We start from the raw sequence: 16,154 nt of genomic DNA on the forward strand, positions 1-16,154 counted from the left end.
TTCATGAGCTTTCGGATCAACTAATCAGAACCCCGGCCGTACCGACGTGCCGGTGTTCAGGTCGGTTCGGACAGGCCGCTTTGGTACACACGCCATAGAGCGCCAAAGCATGCTCCTGAAGCCGAAAACCGAGCTCATGCGCGACAAGGGCCTGCCGTTTTTCAATAGCCTCGTCGTGAAACTCGTCCACCTTGCCGCAGTCGAGGCACACGAGGTGGTCATGGTGGCGTCCATCGTCCAGTTCGTACACAGCCTTTTCGGACTGGAAGCTGCTGCGCTTGAGCAGCCTGGCCTGCTCCAACTGCGCGACCACGCGGTACACCGTGGCCAGGCCGATTTCCATGCGTTCCTGCAGCAACAAGCGATAGATGTCATCGGCCGTGAAATGACGCTGCGGGCCCTTCTGGAACAGATCCAGAATCTTCAGGCGCGGCAATGTGGCCTTCAGGCCGGCATGCTTGAGTTCATCGGGTTGGCTCATACTTCCCTTTCAATCTCATTGCACTCCATCGGAGCAGGTTGTCCCTCGTCCACTTCTAGGAACCGGACTGGCGCGCCCTGCGGGCTTCCCATAAGGATTTCGTCGCGCACGACAACTTGGCCACGAACGATCGTCGCCACCGGCCATCCCAGCACGCGCATACCGTCATAGGGCGTCCAAGCCGCTTTGCTGGCGATCCACTGGTTGGTTATCTCGCGATTGGCTTTCATATCGACCAGCGTCAGGTCGGCGTCGTAGCCCAACGCGATCCGGCCCTTGCCCTCAATCCCGAAAACCCGCGCGGGCCCCGCGCTGGTCAGGTCCACCAGCCGTTGCAGGCTCAGCCGACCGGCATTCACATGGTCCAGCATCACCGGCAGCAGCGTCTGCACACCCGGCATGCCGCTGGGCGACTGGGGGTAGGGCTTGGACTTCTCATCCAACGTGTGCGGCGCGTGGTCACTGCCCAACACGTCGATTACCCCCTCGCGCAAGGCCTGCCACAAGGCTTCACGGTGACGGGTACGGCTGATCGGCGGGTTCATCTGGGCCAAAGTGCCCAGCCGCTCATAGCACTCGGGCGCCACCAGGGTCAGATGATGCGGCAACACCTCGACCGATACGCGCGCCTTGTGCCGGGCCAGAAAACCTATTTCTTCAGCGGTGGAGATGTGCAGCACATGCAGCCTGCGCTGAGATTCATCAGCAAGTGCCACGATACGGCGCGTGGCCATCATGGCGCTTTCGATGTCGCGCCAGACCGAATGGTCACGCACATGGCCCAGCGTCTGGACCATAGGTCGACGTTCGCGCAGGCGGGCCTCGTCCTCGGCATGCACCGCCAGGCGCCGCCGCCCGTTCCTTAGGATTAGCCGCAGCACGTCGTCCTCATCCGCAAGCAGATCGCCGAAGGAGCTGCCCATGAACACCTTGACGCCGGCGCAGCCGGGCAGGCTTTCCAGTCTGCCCAACTGTTCGGCATTGACCGCCGAGCCGCCGATGTAGAAAGCGTGGTTGCACCATGCGCGCCAGCGTCAGCTTGGCGTCGAGGTCCTCGGCCCACAGGGTGAGTGGCTGCGTGTTCGGCATCTCGAACACCGTCGTCACGCCGCCAAGCACTGCACCCCTTGTCCCGGCCTCCAGGTCTTCCTTGTGGGTCAACCCCGGCTCGCGGAAATGCACCTGGCTGTCGATGACCCCGGGCAGCACGTGCAAACCGGTTGCCATGATGGTGGTCTGGGCCGTCCAGGTGGCAGCCAAATCTCCCAGCGCCACGATGCGACCGCTCAGGCAGGCGATGTCAATGAGCTCCGCGCCTCCGGGCGTGAGAACAGTCCCGGCGCGCACCAACACGTCGGCACGTCGGCCGGCCAGGCGCAACGCCGGATCGTCGGTCGCGTTCATGCCACTGCGCCCTGCCGTGGCTCGGGAACGCCGCCGGCAAGCGAAGTCAGTGAGGCCCACAGCGCGGCCTGCGCAGAGCGGCTGGCCGCCAGATCCGGTGCTTCTGCTTGCGCCTGCAGGAGCGCAACCGCTTCGGGAATGGAACACACCCCCAGGTCTTTCCCGTCCTGGCTGTGGATGACGACAGTGCCGGAAGCCGCCTCCTGCGCACCTAGAACCAGCAGGAAGGGAATGCGCTGCATGGTCTGCTCGCGGAGCTTGTAGTTGGTCTTCTCGTTGCGCACATCCGCCTCGGCGCGCAGTGCGGTGCCGCGCAGCAGTTGCGCCATATCCCGCGCGTAGGCACTGATAACCATGCCGGCTTGAAGAGTGCTCATGGGTTCCATTCTTGGAAATCGGGGATGCCTAAAACTCGTTCTGAATGCGCTTGTAGCCTTGCACCAGAACGTTGTTGGTGCGCGCCACGTCTTCCGAGAACTCGGACGCCTGAACCGTCACCTTAGGGATGGTGGAAAGATCGGTGCTGGGCCCTATGCGCTCGGTGGACGGCACGTAGAAGTCCGGCGGCAGGGCGCAGCCATCGACCACCGCGTTGTGGCGCACCACGCAGCCTGCACCGACGGTGCAGTTGAAGAGCACGCTGTTGAAACCGATGAACACACCGTCACCTACGGTGCAAGGCCCGTGGACGATGGCCCGGTGCGCAATGGAGGTCCGCTCGCCGATGGTGACAGCTGCGCCCGACTTGGAATGGATGACCACGCCATCCTGAATGTTGGAGTGCGCGCCAATGACGATGGGCTCCATATGGCCCTCGTCGTCCACCTCGTCGGCGCGGATCACCGCGTAGGGGCCGATGAAGACGTTCGCATGCACGATCACACGGCCACACAGGATGGCGGTGGGGTCGACGAAGGATTCGGGGTGAACCTGCGGCAGGTCGCCTCGGGGGTTGTGTCTCATCAACGTTTTCTCCAGAAACTGAATCGCGCATCCAGGGGAGACACAGGGTCCATGCCGCCCGAATGCCAGGGTTGGCCGCACACCGGGCGGCGCACGACCCACGCCACACCTACGCACGCGCCATGCGCGCGCATGGCCGCCAGCGCGTACTGCGAGCAGTTGGGTTGAAAGCGACAGCTTGGGCCTAGCAAGGGGCTCAACAACAACTGGTAGCCACAAATGAAAAACAGCAGCACCCAGGCGGGCCAGGAAGCCATGTGCTCGGCAATGCGCCGCGCAGCCGTCACCGCACGGTCTCCGGCTGCCAGCGCCATGCCGTGCCCTGCGGGCCATCCTCCAGCACCACACCCAGGCGCACGAGTTCTTCCCGAACCTGATCGGCTGCCGCGAAGTCACGCCGTGCGCGAGCGTCGCGCCGCGCGGCGATCCGCTGCTCGACCCAGGCGGCATCGACGTGGTCCGGATCGGGGGGACGAGCCGCCAGTTCGGTCAACGCCATCTCCGCCGGTCGCTGCCACAGCCCAACATGGCCGCCGACGCGCGCAGGGTGGCCTGGGCGCTACGGCGCGCTGCGGTCGAACCGGCCCGCTGCACGGCATCCGACAGTTGCCGCAGCCGCACCAGGGCTCCCGGCACGTTAAGGTCGTTGCACAGCGCCGCGAGCACCTCGTCGTCCGGCTCTGCAACCTCCTGGGCCCTCTCCCCGGCCTCCATCTCGGTGCCCTCCTCCAACGCCAGCGCACGGTAGCCGTGGATCAACGCCTGCTGCGCCGAATTGAGACGCCGGGCATTCCAATCCAGCGGGTGCCGATAGTGAGTGGACAACAGCGCCAGCCGGATCGCCTCGCCGAGCGCCTGCGCCAGCAGGTCGCGCACGAGCAGCACATTGCCCAGGGATTTGGACATCTTGTGCCCGTCCACCGTGACGAAACTGTTGTGCACCCACATGCGGCAGTAGCTCTGCCCATCGTGCGCGCAAGTGCCTTGGGCAATCTCGTTCTCGTGGTGCGGAAAGATCAGGTCCTGCCCACCTCCATGGATGTCGATGCCCATGCCAAGGTGCCGCCCGATCATCGCGGTGCATTCGATGTGCCATCCCGGCCGGCCTCGCCCCCAAGGGCTTTCCCAGCCGGGCAGATCCGGCGTAGACGGTTTCCAAAGCACAAAGTCCAGCGGGTCGCGCTTGTAGGGCGCCACCTCCACGCGCGCGCCGGCCAGCATGTCTTGCGGGCGCCTGCGCGAGAGCCGACCATAGTCCGGGAACGAGGCCACCTCGAAAAGCACATGGCCCTCGGCCTCGTAGGCATGACCACGCTCGATCAGGGTGCGGATCAGCGCGATGATGTCCGGGATATGGGCCGTGACCCTTGGCTCCAGGTCCGGCGGCAACACACTCAGTGCCTGCATGTCGGCTTGGTAGGCTCGGATGTACCGCTCAGTGACGATACCGATGGGCACGCCGGACGCGCTCGCGGCGGCGTTGATCTTGTCGTCCACATCGGTGAAATTACGCGCGTACAGAACGCGCGGATAGCGCTGGCGCAGCAGGCGCGTCAGCACATCGAAAACCATAGCGGGCCGTGCATTGCCGATGTGCGCGAAGTCGTAGACCGTTGGCCCGCATACGTACAGCGTCACACGCGTCGGATCGGCCGGATCGAGTACATCCTTAGTGCCGCTGAGCGTGTTGTGCTGCCGCAGCGGTGGCCCCCCACGCCGCATCACCATGGTGCTGGCTCCTCGGCCGAACTCGCCGGCACCACCTGCATGAAGCGGCGGAAGCTCTCCTCGATCACCACACGGTCGATGTCGCGCGTAATGAACACGAACTGCGAGCGTCGCCGTGATGAGGGCCAGGCCGGAAGCGCCTCAGCAGGATGGAGGATGTGCTGCACGCCATGCAGCACCAAAGGTAGGGCCTCGCCGCGGACGTTCAGCAGCGCCTTCATGCGCAGCATGTTGGGCCCCAGCAGCGTCAGCATCACCTCCAGCCAGGCTTCGAGTGCCACCGCCTCGATGGGCTCTTCGACCTCGAAGCAGAATGCGCGGATGTGGTCATCGTGCCGATTGACGTCGTGATGATGCCCATGCCCATGCCCATGCCCATGCCCATGTTCTTGCTCGTGCTTGTGTTCGTGAGCAAGGTCATGCGCGTGCCCAACCTCTCCGCCTGCTTCAGCATAAGCTTCGGTGCGCAACCATCGCGCCACATCGGGCGTCTTTCCTTCGGCATCGAAAAGACCCAGGTTCAGCACCGCCACCGGAGCGATCACACCATCCCGCACAGCCCATTGGCGCGCGCCCGGATTGATCAATTTCAGCCGGTCGCGCAAAGCCTGCGCCTGCTGCGAGTCCACGAGATCTTCCTTGGTCAACAGCAGCGCATCGGCCACGGCCACCTGTTTCACCGCTTCCGTATGGACATCCAGCGTCTGCGCCCCGGTCGCCAGATCGATGGTGGTGATCACACCATCCAGCCGGTAGCGGCTGGACACGAAGCGCTCTGTCATGAGCGTGTGCAGGATGGGCGCAGGGTCGGCCAGGCCGGTGGTCTCGATGACCACTCGATTGAACTGGCGCACGCCACCCCGGGAGAAGCGCCAGAGCGCGTTGCGCAGGGTCTTGACCAGATCGCCACGAATGGTGCAGCACAGACAGCCGCTGCTCATCTCCACCACGATATCCTCGGCGCTGTGCGCCATCAACAGGTGATCCAGCCCGATCTGGCCGAACTCGTTGATGATCACGAGCGCCCGCGCCATCTCGGGGCGCCGCACCAGCGCATTGAGCACCGTCGTCTTGCCGCTACCCAGGAACCCAGTGAGCAGCGTTACGGGAACCAAAGCATTCTTGTCCGATGTGGTCATCATGAGTCCCATCCCTTGGACACCCGTGCTACCGCATCGTGAGCATGGAGGCTTTCGCGGTGGGTCACACGCACGCTGTAGGCGTCGAACTGCGCGGCCAATGCTTGCTGCAACCGCCGTGCGGCATCTTCGACATACATCAGGTTCTGGCCGTTCAGCCTCGCGAAGGCCTGTTCATCCGCCCGCTTGACCGCGGTCTGCACCGGTGTACCCAGCGCAGCCTCCGCGAGGTCAATGAGCTCGCGCAGCGCCAGCCGCCCCTGGCCGTCCCAGTAGCGCACTCCTACCCGTGCCTCGCTGCGTTGGCTGTGAGGCGTGGCCCAGGTGGCGTTGTCGCGCAACCAGTCGGCAACGGTCTGCACCGGAACGGCCTTATCGGCAGCGAACTGGGCACTGAACGCCTGCTCCACCAGTTGCCTCGACAGTGCAGCCGAGCAGGGGCAGGTCGATGAATAGGCCACAGTGACCCAGGCGTCGAGCTGGAAGTCGCCTGCTTCCCAGCGAGCCTCAAGACGTATCGGATAAGACTTCCAGCCACCCAGATCTGGTGTGACCAACGCTGGGCGTTGAAGGGTCAACTCGAAATCCAGCACGATGTTCGCTTGCTGCGAGCCGCACTCTTCATGGCTGTCCACGCACTTGTGCAGCAAGTGGCGCAGCGAAGCTGGCGTCAACTTATGCGCGCCGGCGAAGGCATCCAGCAGCCGGTACAGGCGCGACATGTGGATGCCCTTGACATGGGGGATCGGCAGATCCACGCAGAGGTCCGCACGGGCACGGACCGGGCTCAGGGCACCGGGCTCATCCAAGGACAAGGGCACGTCGATGCCGGACATCCCGACTTCTTCGAGCGGAGAAAGAATGGCCGACGATTCGGCCGAGGCCACGTCGGGCAGGCGAGCGTTCATAAAAGCTCCATCAATGCATCGGGCCGGACCCGTGAAGGGTGAAGCCGTGCGTCAAGTCAATCGGAGGGGGGGGTCAGTTCCACGTGGGGAATGGGTCTTCGTAGCGGGCCCAGGTTTGCGGGCCCCGGGCCATCTCGGCATCGCTCAAAAGACAGGCGTCAAAACGTTGTCGCAACGCAGGCTCGTCCATGCCGATGCCAATCAGCACTAGCTCCTGCCGAGCGTCACCCACGCCCTCTTCCCAGTTCTTCTCGATCGATGCGACTGCCTCGGGATCCTCTGGCCAGTGCTCGCGCGGTACGGCTGCCCACCAATAGCCCGCGGCGCCATGCCGAGCCACCGCGCCAGCCTGCGACCAGGAGCCGGCGTAGGTGGGCCGGCTGGCCACCCAGAAGAAGCCCTTGGAACGCACAACGCCCGGCCACTCGCTTTCGACGAGATCGAAGAACCGCTTGGGATGAAATGGCCGGCGCGCGCGGTAGACAAAGCTGCCGATACCGTATTCCTCGGCCTCTGGCGTGTGCTGACCGCGCAGTTCCTTGAGCCACCCCGGCGCCTGCGAAGCCTGCTCGAAGTCGAACAGGCCGGTGTCGAGCACCGAGGCCAGGGCCACCTTGCCGAACGCCGACACCTCGATCTTTGCGCGCGGGTTGAGCCCATGCAGGATAGCCATCAGCTGCTCGCGCTCCGGCTCGGTGATCAGATCCACCTTGTTGAGTACGATCACGTCGCAGAACTCGATCTGCTCGATCAATAGATCGACCACCGTGCGCTGATCTTCCTCGCCCAGTGACTCGCCCCGTGATTGCAGGCTGTCGCGCGAGCTGTAGTCCTTGAGAAAGTTGTAGGCATCCACCACGGTGACCATCGTGTCCAGGCGGGCAATGTCCGACAGGCTTTTACCGTCCTCGCCTGCGAAGGTGAAGGTCTCAGCCACCGGCAGCGGCTCAGAGATGCCAGTGGACTCGATCACGAGCTGGTCGAACTTACCGTCCCGGGCCAGCCGTTCGACCTCGATCAGCAAATCCTCGCGCAAGGTACAGCAGATGCAGCCGTTGCTCATCTCGACGAGCTTCTCGTCGGTGCGCGAGAGCTCCGCTCCGCCTTGACGCACCAGATCAGCGTCGATGTTCACTTCGGACATGTCGTTGACGATCACCGCGACGCGCCTGCCCTCGCGGTTGTTCAGGATGTGGTTGAGCAAGGTGGTCTTGCCCGCGCCAAGGAATCCGGACAGGACCGTCACCGGCAGACGCCTGGCGTGCAAGACGAGTTCAGTGGACATATGGGTAAATGCTTTCTGTGGTCATGGATGGGGTTGCAATTGAAGGTTTTGTCACAAGGCGTCGATGGCCACTAACACCCGAGGCCCATGCAACGGAGAAACTGATGGCGACCGGTGAATGGCGCCAAGTTCCTCGCTGCCGGGCCAGCGCGCTCCCTTGAGGAGAGCGATGGCAAAGGGAGGAAGCGTGCGCACCGCAGCAGGACGCAGAATGAGACCGGAGGCTTCGTCGGACAGGCCAGCCGCGCCCCCGCCCAGCTTGGAACGATCGGCGTCCCGCTCGTCCAGCCACTGCGTCCCTGCCCCCCGGTAGGTGCATAACAGGCGGGCTTTGACGTTGTCGACGTGCAACCGTGGACAGTGCACGCCGGAGATCACGTCGAAACGGATCCTGGCCGCGCAGGCGCCCGTGACGTCGCGAAGCGGCCCGGCCAGCCCTTCGATGTCTTGCATCAGAGCCCCTCGCCCGCGCAGCAGCGGCAAAAGAGCGAGCTGCAAAGAGTCCCCCTCCTGAAACCGCTCGATCTGCCAACCTCGCCCCAACACCCCCTCCTGTGCTGCCTCGTCCAGATAGCGATGGATCGGCAGATGAGGCGGCCGATCCACCCAGCACATTTGCACGTCAGAATCGCGCCACTGCGACAGCGCCGCGACGAAGCGCGGCCTATCGATCGACAGCATGGACAACGTGGTCACCGACGGCTTCTGCATGAAGCTCAATGTGCTACGCATCGGGCACACACTCCACGCACCGCCACGTCTGCTTGCAGTCCTTGATGACCCTGCGCGCCCCACTGAGCAAACGCCTGCTGAAGGGCAGCGCTCAGCGCCTGAGGCAGCCCCGACAGCTGGTAGAGGCGATGGCAATGGCGGCACTCGAAGCGGGGATGAACAACGGAATCCGAAGCCATGCGCTCCCGCCCATAACGGGTCATGCGCTCCTGGTCCACGACCCGGACCAGCAGACCAGCGTCAACAAAGCGATCAAGCAGCCGGTACAGCGTGACCCTGCTGATCTCGACCTGCGATCGACGCAGGAAGCCATCGATCTCCGCGTGTGTCAGCAGCACCTCCCCCTCTTGGTCAAAAACGCAGAGCACTGCCCGCGACGCTGCCGTGCAACGCAGGCCCACGGACCCCAGCACTGCTTGGGCCGCCGAAGTGTCAGGAATGTTCATGATGGATGGTGTTCATAATCGCAACTCGGTTGCATTATAAACATTAACGCAACATAGTTGCGTTTGATGCGAATCGACCGGCTGGCGCCCGGAATCTCCACCCGTCCAAACTTTTGCGAGAATCCATTCTCAACAGTAAGTACGCATGGCAGCCACCTTGGCTGGTCACGCCCCTGCCCTAGGAGAACCCGATGCCTTCCCGTTCAAACTGCCGCCTTCGTCCCGTCAACACCATGGCCGTCGTAGCTGCCATGCTGGCCTTCACCGTCCCCGCCGGCGCCCAGCAACATGCCCACACCCATGGACGCATGGCCCTGGATGTCGCAGTGGATGCACAGTCCATCACGCTGCAGATCGAGTCCCCGCTGGATGGCTTCCTGGGCTTCGAGCGTGCACCGCGCACCGATGCGGAACGCAAACGGGTTTCAGACATGGTGGCCCGCCTGAATGCGGCCGGCCAGCTGTTTCAACCTGATCCTGACGCCGGGTGCCAGTTGTCGAAGGTTGAACTCAGCTCTGCGGTCCTGGGCCTGGGCGATGTCAGGAAGGAGGACCACGGTCATGCCCACAAGGACGCACACGCCGACAAGAAGGGGCACGACCACGGCGAGGACGAGCACGCGGACATCGACGTGAGCATCGTCTTCGCGTGCGCCAAGGCCACCGACGCCCGGTTCATTGACGTCAAGCTGTTCGAGGTGTTCAAGCGCATTCGCACCATCGACGTGCAGGTGGCCTCACCCCAGGGCCAGTTCAAGCGCACCTTGCGACCCAACGCGCCGCGACTGAGCTTGGGACGCTAAGGCTATGGCACACGCCGTCCTGGCACTGGAACACATTCGCTTTGCCTGGCCGCGCAGCGGGCAGGCCTGCCTGGACATCGAGGACTTCAGCGTGGTACCAGGAGAAGCCGTGTTTCTCCACGGTCCGAGCGGCTGCGGCAAAAGCACGCTCCTGTCTTTGATGGCCGGCGTTCTGCTGCCTCAGAGCGGCCGTGCCGCATTGCTCGGCACCCACTGGGGCGACATGCGCCAGACGGCACGCGACCGCTACCGGGTGGACCATGTCGGCTACATCTTTCAGCAGTTCAATCTCCTGCCGTACCTCACCGCCCTAGACAATGTCCTGCTGCCCTGCCGCTTTTCGCCGCTGCGCCGCGCCGCGGCACTCCGGCAAACTGGCTCCCTCCACAGTGCCGCCCAAGGCTGGCTTGCAGAGATGGGGCTGGACCCGTCGACGTGGGAGCGCCCCGCACATACCTTGTCGGTGGGCCAACAGCAGCGTGTTGCTGCTGCCCGGGCGCTGATAGGGGCGCCTGCCCTGGTCATCGCCGATGAGCCGACGTCGGCGTTGGACGAAGACCGTCGCGAAATCTTCCTCGATCTCCTGCTCTCAGCGTGCGGTGCCGCGGGCAGCGCCCTGGTCCTGGTGAGCCACGATCGGCGCATCGCCGAACGCTTCGGCCGTCAGGTCCTGCTGCCTTCGATCAACCGGGCGATGCAGCGGGAAGAGGCGGTGGCATGAGCAGCGGCTTCCTTCTGAGCCTGGCCTGGCACAGCGCCTGGAACCGGCGTTTCACGCTCGCTCTGACCGTCTGCTCGATCGCGCTGTCGACCTTTATGCTGCTGGGCGTGGAGCGCGTACGCACCGACCTGCGCAGCAGCTTCACGTCGGCGGTGTCAGGCACTGATCTGATCGCCGGTGCACGCACCGGCTCGGTGCAACTGCTGCTGTATGCCGTCTTCCACGTCGGTGCGGCCACCAACAACATCGGCGGAGCAGCGTCCAGGCCTTGGAGCAGTTGCGTGGTGTAGCGTGGGTGGTGCCGCTGTCGCTGGGCGACTCGCACAGGGGGTTCCCTGTACTGGGCACCACGGACGGGTATTTCGAGCACTTTCGTCACGGGGAGCAGCAAGCGCTGCAGCTTCGGGAGGGGCAGCGCTTCGACGATCTATACGACGCGGTCATCGGCGCGGAGGTTGCCGACCGGCTGGGCTACCGCCTCGGCGAGCGCATCACCCTGGCCCACGGCACCGGCGAAGTGAGCCTGGGTGCAGACCATGCGGACAAACCGTTCACCGTCTCAGGCATCCTCGCGCGCACTGGCACACCCGTGGACCGCACGGTCCACATCAGTCTCGAAGCGATGGAAGCGATCCACGTGGACTGGATGGGCGGTGCGCCACTGCCGGGCGTACGCATCGGACCCGAGGAGGCTCGAAAGATGAACCTTCAGCCTCAGACAGTCACGGCCGCCCTGGTCGGCCTTCAGAACCGAGCTGCCGTGTTCTCGGTGCAGAGGCAAGTCAACAACTTCGCTGGCGAGCCGCTGCTGTCCATCCTTCCCGGCGTGGCGCTGGACGAACTCTGGGACGTGGTGGGTGCAGGCGAGAAAGCGCTGCTGCTGATGTCGGGCCTGGTCGCCCTCGTCAGCATGGCCGGGCTGATGTCGGTGGTGCTCGCCGGCCTGAATGAGCGGCGGCGTGAGTTGGCAGTCCTTCGGACCGTGGGAGCAAGCCCGTACCACGTGCTTATGCTTCTGGTCTTGGAAGGTATGCTGATGACCCTGATCGGCATCGCCTTAGGCATCGCGGCCCTGAGCATGATCATTTTTGCGCTGGCACCTTGGCTGCAGTCGGCTTTCGGCTTGGCGCTGCAACTCGCGCAGCCCACACCGGTGCAGTGGACGCTGCTGGCGGGCCTGTTGATCGCGGGCTGCTTCGCCAGCCTATTGCCCGGATGGCGAGCCTACCGGTTGTCGCTCGCCGACGGCCTGTCACCAAGGATCTGACACGATGGCCTCCCACCCCTCCCCGCTGCTTCACAAACGCCGCCGCTTGTTGCCGGGAGTCGCTGTCGTCGGCACCGCATTCGTGCTACGCCGTACCTGGGCGGCAGACGACCGGGAAATCTCCTGGGACGATCTGGTTCCAAAGGACTGGGATCCGATGAAGTCCTTCAGGGATCTGCAACATCTGGGTGCCCTGCCCGACTCGGATGCGCGGGTTCAGAAGCTGTACGACCGTATGCGCAAAGTCTGGGACGAAGCCCCGACGGTCCCTTCCTTGGCGGGGCAGGCCGTCAAGATCCCCGGCTTCCTGGTGCCACTGGAAGCCGGCAAGGATGGCATCCGAGAGTTCCTGCTAGTGCCGTACTTCGGCGCCTGCATCCACACGCCGCCCCCGCCCGCCAACCAGATCATCCACGTCCGCTCCGCCTCACCCCTCAAGGGCTTGCGGACTATGGACGCGGTCTGGGTGAGCGGCAAGCTCGGGCTGGAGCGCTCCAACTCTGACCTGGGCGTAACCGGCTACAGCCTGTCTGCGCGCCATGTCACCAAGTACACCCAGCCGAAGTAGCGTCAACGCGCGGGTAGCGACAGGGCTTTGAGCAACGCCGCTGTGTTGGCCTCCATTAACTGCAGATAGCTGGCCGCAGGTCCTCCCGGCGGCGACAGCGCATCCGAATACAGCTTGCCGCCGACGAAGGCGCCGGTCTCGCGCGCCAGTTGCTCCATCAGCCTGGGATCGGTGATGTTCTCGATGAAGATCGCCGGAATGTGCTCCTTGCGGATCTGGTCGATCAGCGCGGCGATGTCGCGCGCCGACGGTTCGGCTTCAGTCGAAAAGCCTCGCGCGGGAAGGAAGCGAAGGCCATAGGCCTCGCCATAGTAGCCAAAGGCATCATGGGTGGTCACCACGCTGCGTCGGTCCGGCGGAAGGACGGCGAGCATCTGGCGAGTTCTTGCGTCCAACGCCTTCAAGCGGGCCGTGTAAGTCGCGGCGCGCGAACGATAGTCCGCCGCCCGGGGCGGATCCGCTTGCGCCAAGCCGTTGGCGATGTTCTGGACGTAGGTGACCACATGGGCGGCGTTCTGCCAGGCATGCGGATCGCGCTCGCTGTGGACATGTCCATGCGAGTGACCGCCGGCGTGCTTTTTCTCTTCACCATGCACATGGGCCGCGAAAGTGCGCGGCTTGACGTCAAGCGATGCCACGATCTCCAGCCCCTTGAAACCGGACGACGTCTTCAGTCGCGGCATCCAGCCCTCGAAACCCAACCCATTGGTCACGAGCACGCGTGCTTGCAGCAACCTTCTCGCATCCTGAGGCGTCGGCTCGAAGACATGCGCATCGCCATCCGGTCCGACGAGCGACACGACCTCAATGGCGTCGCCTCCCACCTCTCGTACCAAGTCGGCCAGGATGGAAAAGCTCGCCACGACCTTGAGCTTGCCGGTGTCCGCCCAGGCGACGGAAGGGGCCCAGGTCAGGGCAAGTGCGGCGGACAAGAGCAAGCGTCGGTTTCGATGAAGTGAGTTCATGAAGGATCTCCAGTATTGAGGAATGCAGTCGGTCTCGCAGCCACGCGGCGATGCGCCAACAGGCTTCCGTGCCCACCGACCACGAGCGAGAGGACATACAGGACGCCGAGACACAGGGTGATTGCTGCCGATGCGGCGATGCCGAGATGAAACGACACGATCAAGCCGGTAGCGCTGCCCAGCAGCGCCAGGATCACCGCCAAGACCATCTGCGTTCCCAGACCACGCACCCAGAACCGCGCCGCGGCAGCGGGCAGCACGATGAAAGCCACAGCCATCAGAGTCCCAAGCGAATGAAAGCCCCCGACCAGGTTGAGGACCAGCAGCAGCATGAAGACGCCGTGCGCTAGCACTCCCTGCCGTCCCATCAAGCGCAGGAACCCAGGGTCAAAGCACTCGACCGCCAGGGGCCTGTAAATGAGCGCCAGCGCAAACACGGAAATCGTGGCGATGGACGCCCCCAGCAGCAGTGTCGGATCATCCAAGGCCAGCACGGAGCCGAACAGTACATGGAGCAGATCGATATTGGAGCCTCGCATCGAGATCAGCAGCACGCCCAGCGCGAGCGAGATCAGGTAGAAGGCCGCGAAACTGGCATCCTCGCGCAGCGTGGTCCACCGGGTCACCATGCCGGCCAGAGCCGCGACCAGCAGGCCAGCAAGCAAGCCGCCCACCGTCATGGCGGGCAGCGATAGCCCGAACAGGAGATACCCCAAGGCTGCGCCAGGCAGGATCGCGTGCGACATGGCGTCGCCCACCAGGCTCATGCGCCGCAGCAGCAAGATGACACCCAAAGGCGCAGCACCTACGCTCAGCGACACACACCCTGCAAGGGCGCGCCGCATGAAGCCATAGTCCACGAAGGGGGACCAGATGTCGCCGATCAGAATCACGCCACCGTTTCCGGGTTGCGCGGCTCGGGCGCATACGACCCATGCCCGTGGTCCGCGAGCGCCCGCAAGGCCTGCGCCGTGTCGCCCCAGGCGAGCACACGCCCCGCCAACGCCAAGGTCTGCGGAAAATGCGCGCGCACCAGATCCAAGTCGTGCAGTACCGCGATGATGGTCTTGCCTTGCACATGCCAGCCGGCGATAAGTCGCAGGAGATCGGCTACCGTCGGGGCATCGATCCCAGAGAATGGCTCGTCGAGGAGAACGATCGGGGCGTCCTGCGCCAGGAGCCGCGCAAAACGCACGCGTTGGAACTGTCCACCGGAAAGCTCTCCGATCCAGGCCTCCTCGCTGCCGTGCAAGCCGACAGCAGCGATGGCATCCCGGACCCGCTGCGCCAAGGGCGGCGTGACAGCTCCGAGGCCACCGATCCGCGTCCACAGGCCCACTGCGACGAAGTCTTCCACGGTGACCGGGAATCCCTGATCCACTTCGCTGGCCTGGGCAAGATATGCCATGGCCCGGCGGGGATGCGCGCACTCGACCGCTCCCTTTCGCAGCGGAATCAGACCCAGCACCCCCTTGAGCAAGGTGGTCTTGCCGGCGCCGTTAGGCCCCACGACCGCCGTCATCGAAGCGGGAGGAAATCGTCCGGAGATACCGTCTACCACCGCGCCGCTCCGGTAACCCAGAGTCACCTCATGCAGGATCACTTGGGACGACAGGCCCGTGACCCCCACCGTGGAATCGAGCCCTTCACTTTTCGGATACGTTACGTGCTTCACCACCACTGGATAGCCCAGCCGACGACCAGCCAGAGCCCCGCCACGACAACCGCGGCAACGATGCAACGTGTGAACGCGGAAATCTGCAGCAGACTGACCCCGCGCTCTTTCGTGGGTGACCCACCATTCAAAATGCTCATTTCTCTAATGATAATGGATAATCATTATTGGTTTTTTGAACTTTTTTTTGACGGCTGCGACAATAGAGTTCTCATGGAACGTTCAACCCGCCAACGCCACTCGATCCGCACAGTAATGGAAGCAGCCGGTCGCCCCCTTCTCCCCTCGGAGATCCTGATCGCGGCCCAACGCGAGGTTCCGGCACTGGGACTGGCCACGGTTTACCGGAACCTCAAGCAGTTAGTGGAGGCAGCCGAGATCCAAATGGTGGAACTTCCGGGCGAGCCGCCACGCTACGAACTGGCCGGCCACCAGCACCATCACCATTTCCGATGCAATGTCTGTCACCGGGTTTTCGACGTCCATGCTTGCCCGGGCGACATGCAGAAACTGACGCCGAAAGGCTTCACGGTGGAAAGCCACGAATTGACCCTCTATGGGCGCTGCAGCGATTGCAAGCGGGCACCTGCCAATCCGGCCGCAAAACGGAAGCGTCTTCAGCCGTCCGCGGCCTGAGTCGACATTCGCTGTTCACAGTGGAACGGTTGTTTTTCTCGGCCGGTTGATGTTGACCACATAGATTTCGACCGCAACTTGGAGACGCCAGCAGCCTCACCTTCCGGAACGTAGATGATCTCCCCGCTCTCCAAGCGATAGGCTGTGCCCACGCGCTGGCCTTGCCGACTACCTGCGGCCGCATCTCCGGCAACGTAGCGCGACACCTTGCCGCCTTCGCGCGTGATGATCTCCATGTCCGCCTTGCCCGGGTTTTTCACCACGGTGAAATCCTTCGGAGTCAGCATGTCGGCCATTTTGAGGTGATGGGCTGTTCTTGGTCGTTGCTGCAGCTATATCTTTAGGTCGTTCTCGATCGCATGGATTCTGCAACTCAGCCTCCAAGTCAATGCGAGTATGGATTGATGACACGCCCTAACACCATCAGTTCATC

General features: G+C 63.8%; 19 protein-coding genes and 2 pseudogenes. 5 read left to right on the forward strand and 16 right to left on the reverse strand.

Going from position 1 to position 16,154, the window contains the following annotated elements; genetic code table 11:
- Positions 1-16: 16 nt before the first annotated feature.
- The 12 genes and pseudogenes from fur to ACSFB7_RS33510 all read right to left on the reverse strand — a co-directional run bounded on the left by fur (position 17) and on the right by ACSFB7_RS33510 (position 9,086).
- Positions 17-481, reverse strand: coding sequence for a ferric iron uptake transcriptional regulator (gene fur, locus ACSFB7_RS33455; RefSeq protein WP_435476637.1), 465 nt, complete (start codon positions 479-481; stop codon positions 17-19).
- Positions 478-1,885, reverse strand: a pseudogene (locus ACSFB7_RS33460) (dihydroorotase). The gene fur and the pseudogene ACSFB7_RS33460 overlap by 4 nt, the downstream one beginning before the upstream one ends.
- Complete coding sequence (locus ACSFB7_RS33465; RefSeq protein WP_435476638.1) at positions 1,882-2,262, reverse strand: His/Gly/Thr/Pro-type tRNA ligase C-terminal domain-containing protein; 381 nt, start codon at positions 2,260-2,262, stop codon at positions 1,882-1,884. The pseudogene ACSFB7_RS33460 and the gene ACSFB7_RS33465 overlap by 4 nt, the downstream one beginning before the upstream one ends.
- 28 nt (positions 2,263-2,290) lie before the next feature.
- Positions 2,291-2,851 (reverse strand): gamma carbonic anhydrase family protein, encoded by a 561-nt coding sequence (locus ACSFB7_RS33470; protein WP_435476639.1) that lies wholly within the window; start codon positions 2,849-2,851, stop codon positions 2,291-2,293.
- Positions 2,848-3,162, reverse strand: coding sequence for a membrane protein insertion efficiency factor YidD (yidD, locus tag ACSFB7_RS33475; protein WP_435476640.1), 315 nt, complete (start codon positions 3,160-3,162; stop codon positions 2,848-2,850). Before yidD ends, ACSFB7_RS33470 begins: the two co-directional genes overlap by 4 nt.
- Positions 3,132-3,347: a CysS/YqeB C-terminal domain-containing protein gene (locus tag ACSFB7_RS33480; RefSeq protein WP_435476641.1), complete on the reverse strand. Its 216-nt coding sequence runs from the start codon at positions 3,345-3,347 to the stop codon at positions 3,132-3,134. Before ACSFB7_RS33480 ends, yidD begins: the two co-directional genes overlap by 31 nt.
- A complete protein-coding gene (gene cysS, locus ACSFB7_RS33485; protein ID WP_435476642.1) occupies positions 3,338-4,576 on the reverse strand; it encodes a cysteine--tRNA ligase in 1,239 nt (412 codons plus the stop codon). Before cysS ends, ACSFB7_RS33480 begins: the two co-directional genes overlap by 10 nt.
- Entirely contained in the window at positions 4,570-5,718 is a 1,149-nt protein-coding gene (locus ACSFB7_RS33490; RefSeq protein WP_475545401.1) for a CobW family GTP-binding protein, read from the reverse strand. Before ACSFB7_RS33490 ends, cysS begins: the two co-directional genes overlap by 7 nt.
- On the reverse strand, positions 5,715-6,623 hold the full coding sequence (gene folE2 / locus ACSFB7_RS33495) for a GTP cyclohydrolase FolE2 (protein WP_435476643.1): 909 nt from the start codon (positions 6,621-6,623) through the stop codon (positions 5,715-5,717). Before folE2 ends, ACSFB7_RS33490 begins: the two co-directional genes overlap by 4 nt.
- 73 nt (positions 6,624-6,696) lie before the next feature.
- Positions 6,697-7,908 carry a zinc metallochaperone GTPase ZigA gene (gene zigA / locus ACSFB7_RS33500; protein ID WP_435476644.1) on the reverse strand — a complete coding sequence of 404 codons (1,212 nt, stop codon included), beginning with the start codon at positions 7,906-7,908 and terminating at the stop codon, positions 6,697-6,699.
- 51 nt (positions 7,909-7,959) lie between these two features.
- The gene (locus tag ACSFB7_RS33505; protein ID WP_435476645.1) at positions 7,960-8,640 is read right to left on the reverse strand and encodes a DUF1826 domain-containing protein; all 681 of its coding nucleotides are present in this window, start codon (positions 8,638-8,640) and stop codon (positions 7,960-7,962) included.
- Complete coding sequence (locus ACSFB7_RS33510) at positions 8,625-9,086, reverse strand: Fur family transcriptional regulator (protein WP_435476646.1); 462 nt, start codon at positions 9,084-9,086, stop codon at positions 8,625-8,627. Before ACSFB7_RS33510 ends, ACSFB7_RS33505 begins: the two co-directional genes overlap by 16 nt.
- Before the next feature lie 191 nt (positions 9,087-9,277).
- On the opposite strand from ACSFB7_RS33510, the gene ACSFB7_RS33515 reads away from it, so the two are divergent.
- The 4 genes and pseudogenes from ACSFB7_RS33515 (at position 9,278) to ACSFB7_RS33530 (ending at position 12,445) form a co-directional block, all read left to right on the forward strand.
- Positions 9,278-9,889 (forward strand): DUF2796 domain-containing protein, encoded by a 612-nt coding sequence (locus ACSFB7_RS33515; RefSeq protein WP_435476647.1) that lies wholly within the window; start codon positions 9,278-9,280, stop codon positions 9,887-9,889.
- 4 nt (positions 9,890-9,893) lie between these two features.
- The gene (locus ACSFB7_RS33520) at positions 9,894-10,610 is read left to right on the forward strand and encodes an ABC transporter ATP-binding protein (protein ID WP_435476648.1); all 717 of its coding nucleotides are present in this window, start codon (positions 9,894-9,896) and stop codon (positions 10,608-10,610) included.
- A pseudogene (locus ACSFB7_RS33525) lies at positions 10,607-11,877 on the forward strand (ABC transporter permease). The gene ACSFB7_RS33520 and the pseudogene ACSFB7_RS33525 overlap by 4 nt, the downstream one beginning before the upstream one ends.
- A 4-nt stretch (positions 11,878-11,881) precedes the next feature.
- The gene (locus ACSFB7_RS33530; RefSeq protein ID WP_435476649.1) at positions 11,882-12,445 is read left to right on the forward strand and encodes a DUF3299 domain-containing protein; all 564 of its coding nucleotides are present in this window, start codon (positions 11,882-11,884) and stop codon (positions 12,443-12,445) included.
- 2 nt (positions 12,446-12,447) lie between these two features.
- Here ACSFB7_RS33530 and ACSFB7_RS33535 read toward each other — a convergent pair whose 3' ends face one another.
- Genes ACSFB7_RS33535 through ACSFB7_RS33545 form a run of 3 tightly spaced genes read right to left on the reverse strand, consistent with a single transcriptional unit; the run spans position 12,448 to position 15,085 of the window.
- Positions 12,448-13,410, reverse strand: a complete 963-nt coding sequence (locus ACSFB7_RS33535) for a metal ABC transporter substrate-binding protein (RefSeq protein WP_435476650.1) — start codon at positions 13,408-13,410, stop codon at positions 12,448-12,450.
- A complete protein-coding gene (locus ACSFB7_RS33540; RefSeq protein WP_435476722.1) occupies positions 13,407-14,255 on the reverse strand; it encodes a metal ABC transporter permease in 849 nt (282 codons plus the stop codon). Before ACSFB7_RS33540 ends, ACSFB7_RS33535 begins: the two co-directional genes overlap by 4 nt.
- A gap of 44 nt (positions 14,256-14,299) precedes the next feature.
- Positions 14,300-15,085 carry a metal ABC transporter ATP-binding protein gene (locus ACSFB7_RS33545; RefSeq protein ID WP_435476651.1) on the reverse strand — a complete coding sequence of 262 codons (786 nt, stop codon included), beginning with the start codon at positions 15,083-15,085 and terminating at the stop codon, positions 14,300-14,302.
- A gap of 213 nt (positions 15,086-15,298) precedes the next feature.
- On the opposite strand from ACSFB7_RS33545, the gene ACSFB7_RS33550 reads away from it, so the two are divergent.
- Positions 15,299-15,721, forward strand: coding sequence for a Fur family transcriptional regulator (locus ACSFB7_RS33550; RefSeq protein WP_435476652.1), 423 nt, complete (start codon positions 15,299-15,301; stop codon positions 15,719-15,721).
- Here ACSFB7_RS33550 and ACSFB7_RS33555 read toward each other — a convergent pair.
- A complete protein-coding gene (locus ACSFB7_RS33555; RefSeq protein WP_435476653.1) occupies positions 15,703-16,017 on the reverse strand; it encodes a DUF2149 domain-containing protein in 315 nt (104 codons plus the stop codon). The two genes, ACSFB7_RS33550 and ACSFB7_RS33555, sit on opposite strands and share 19 nt — an antisense overlap.
- Between the last annotated feature and the right edge of the window lie 137 nt (positions 16,018-16,154).

The sequence above is a fragment of the Variovorax raffinosi genome, assembly GCF_051216615.1.
GTDB lineage: Bacteria > Pseudomonadota > Gammaproteobacteria > Burkholderiales > Burkholderiaceae_C > Variovorax.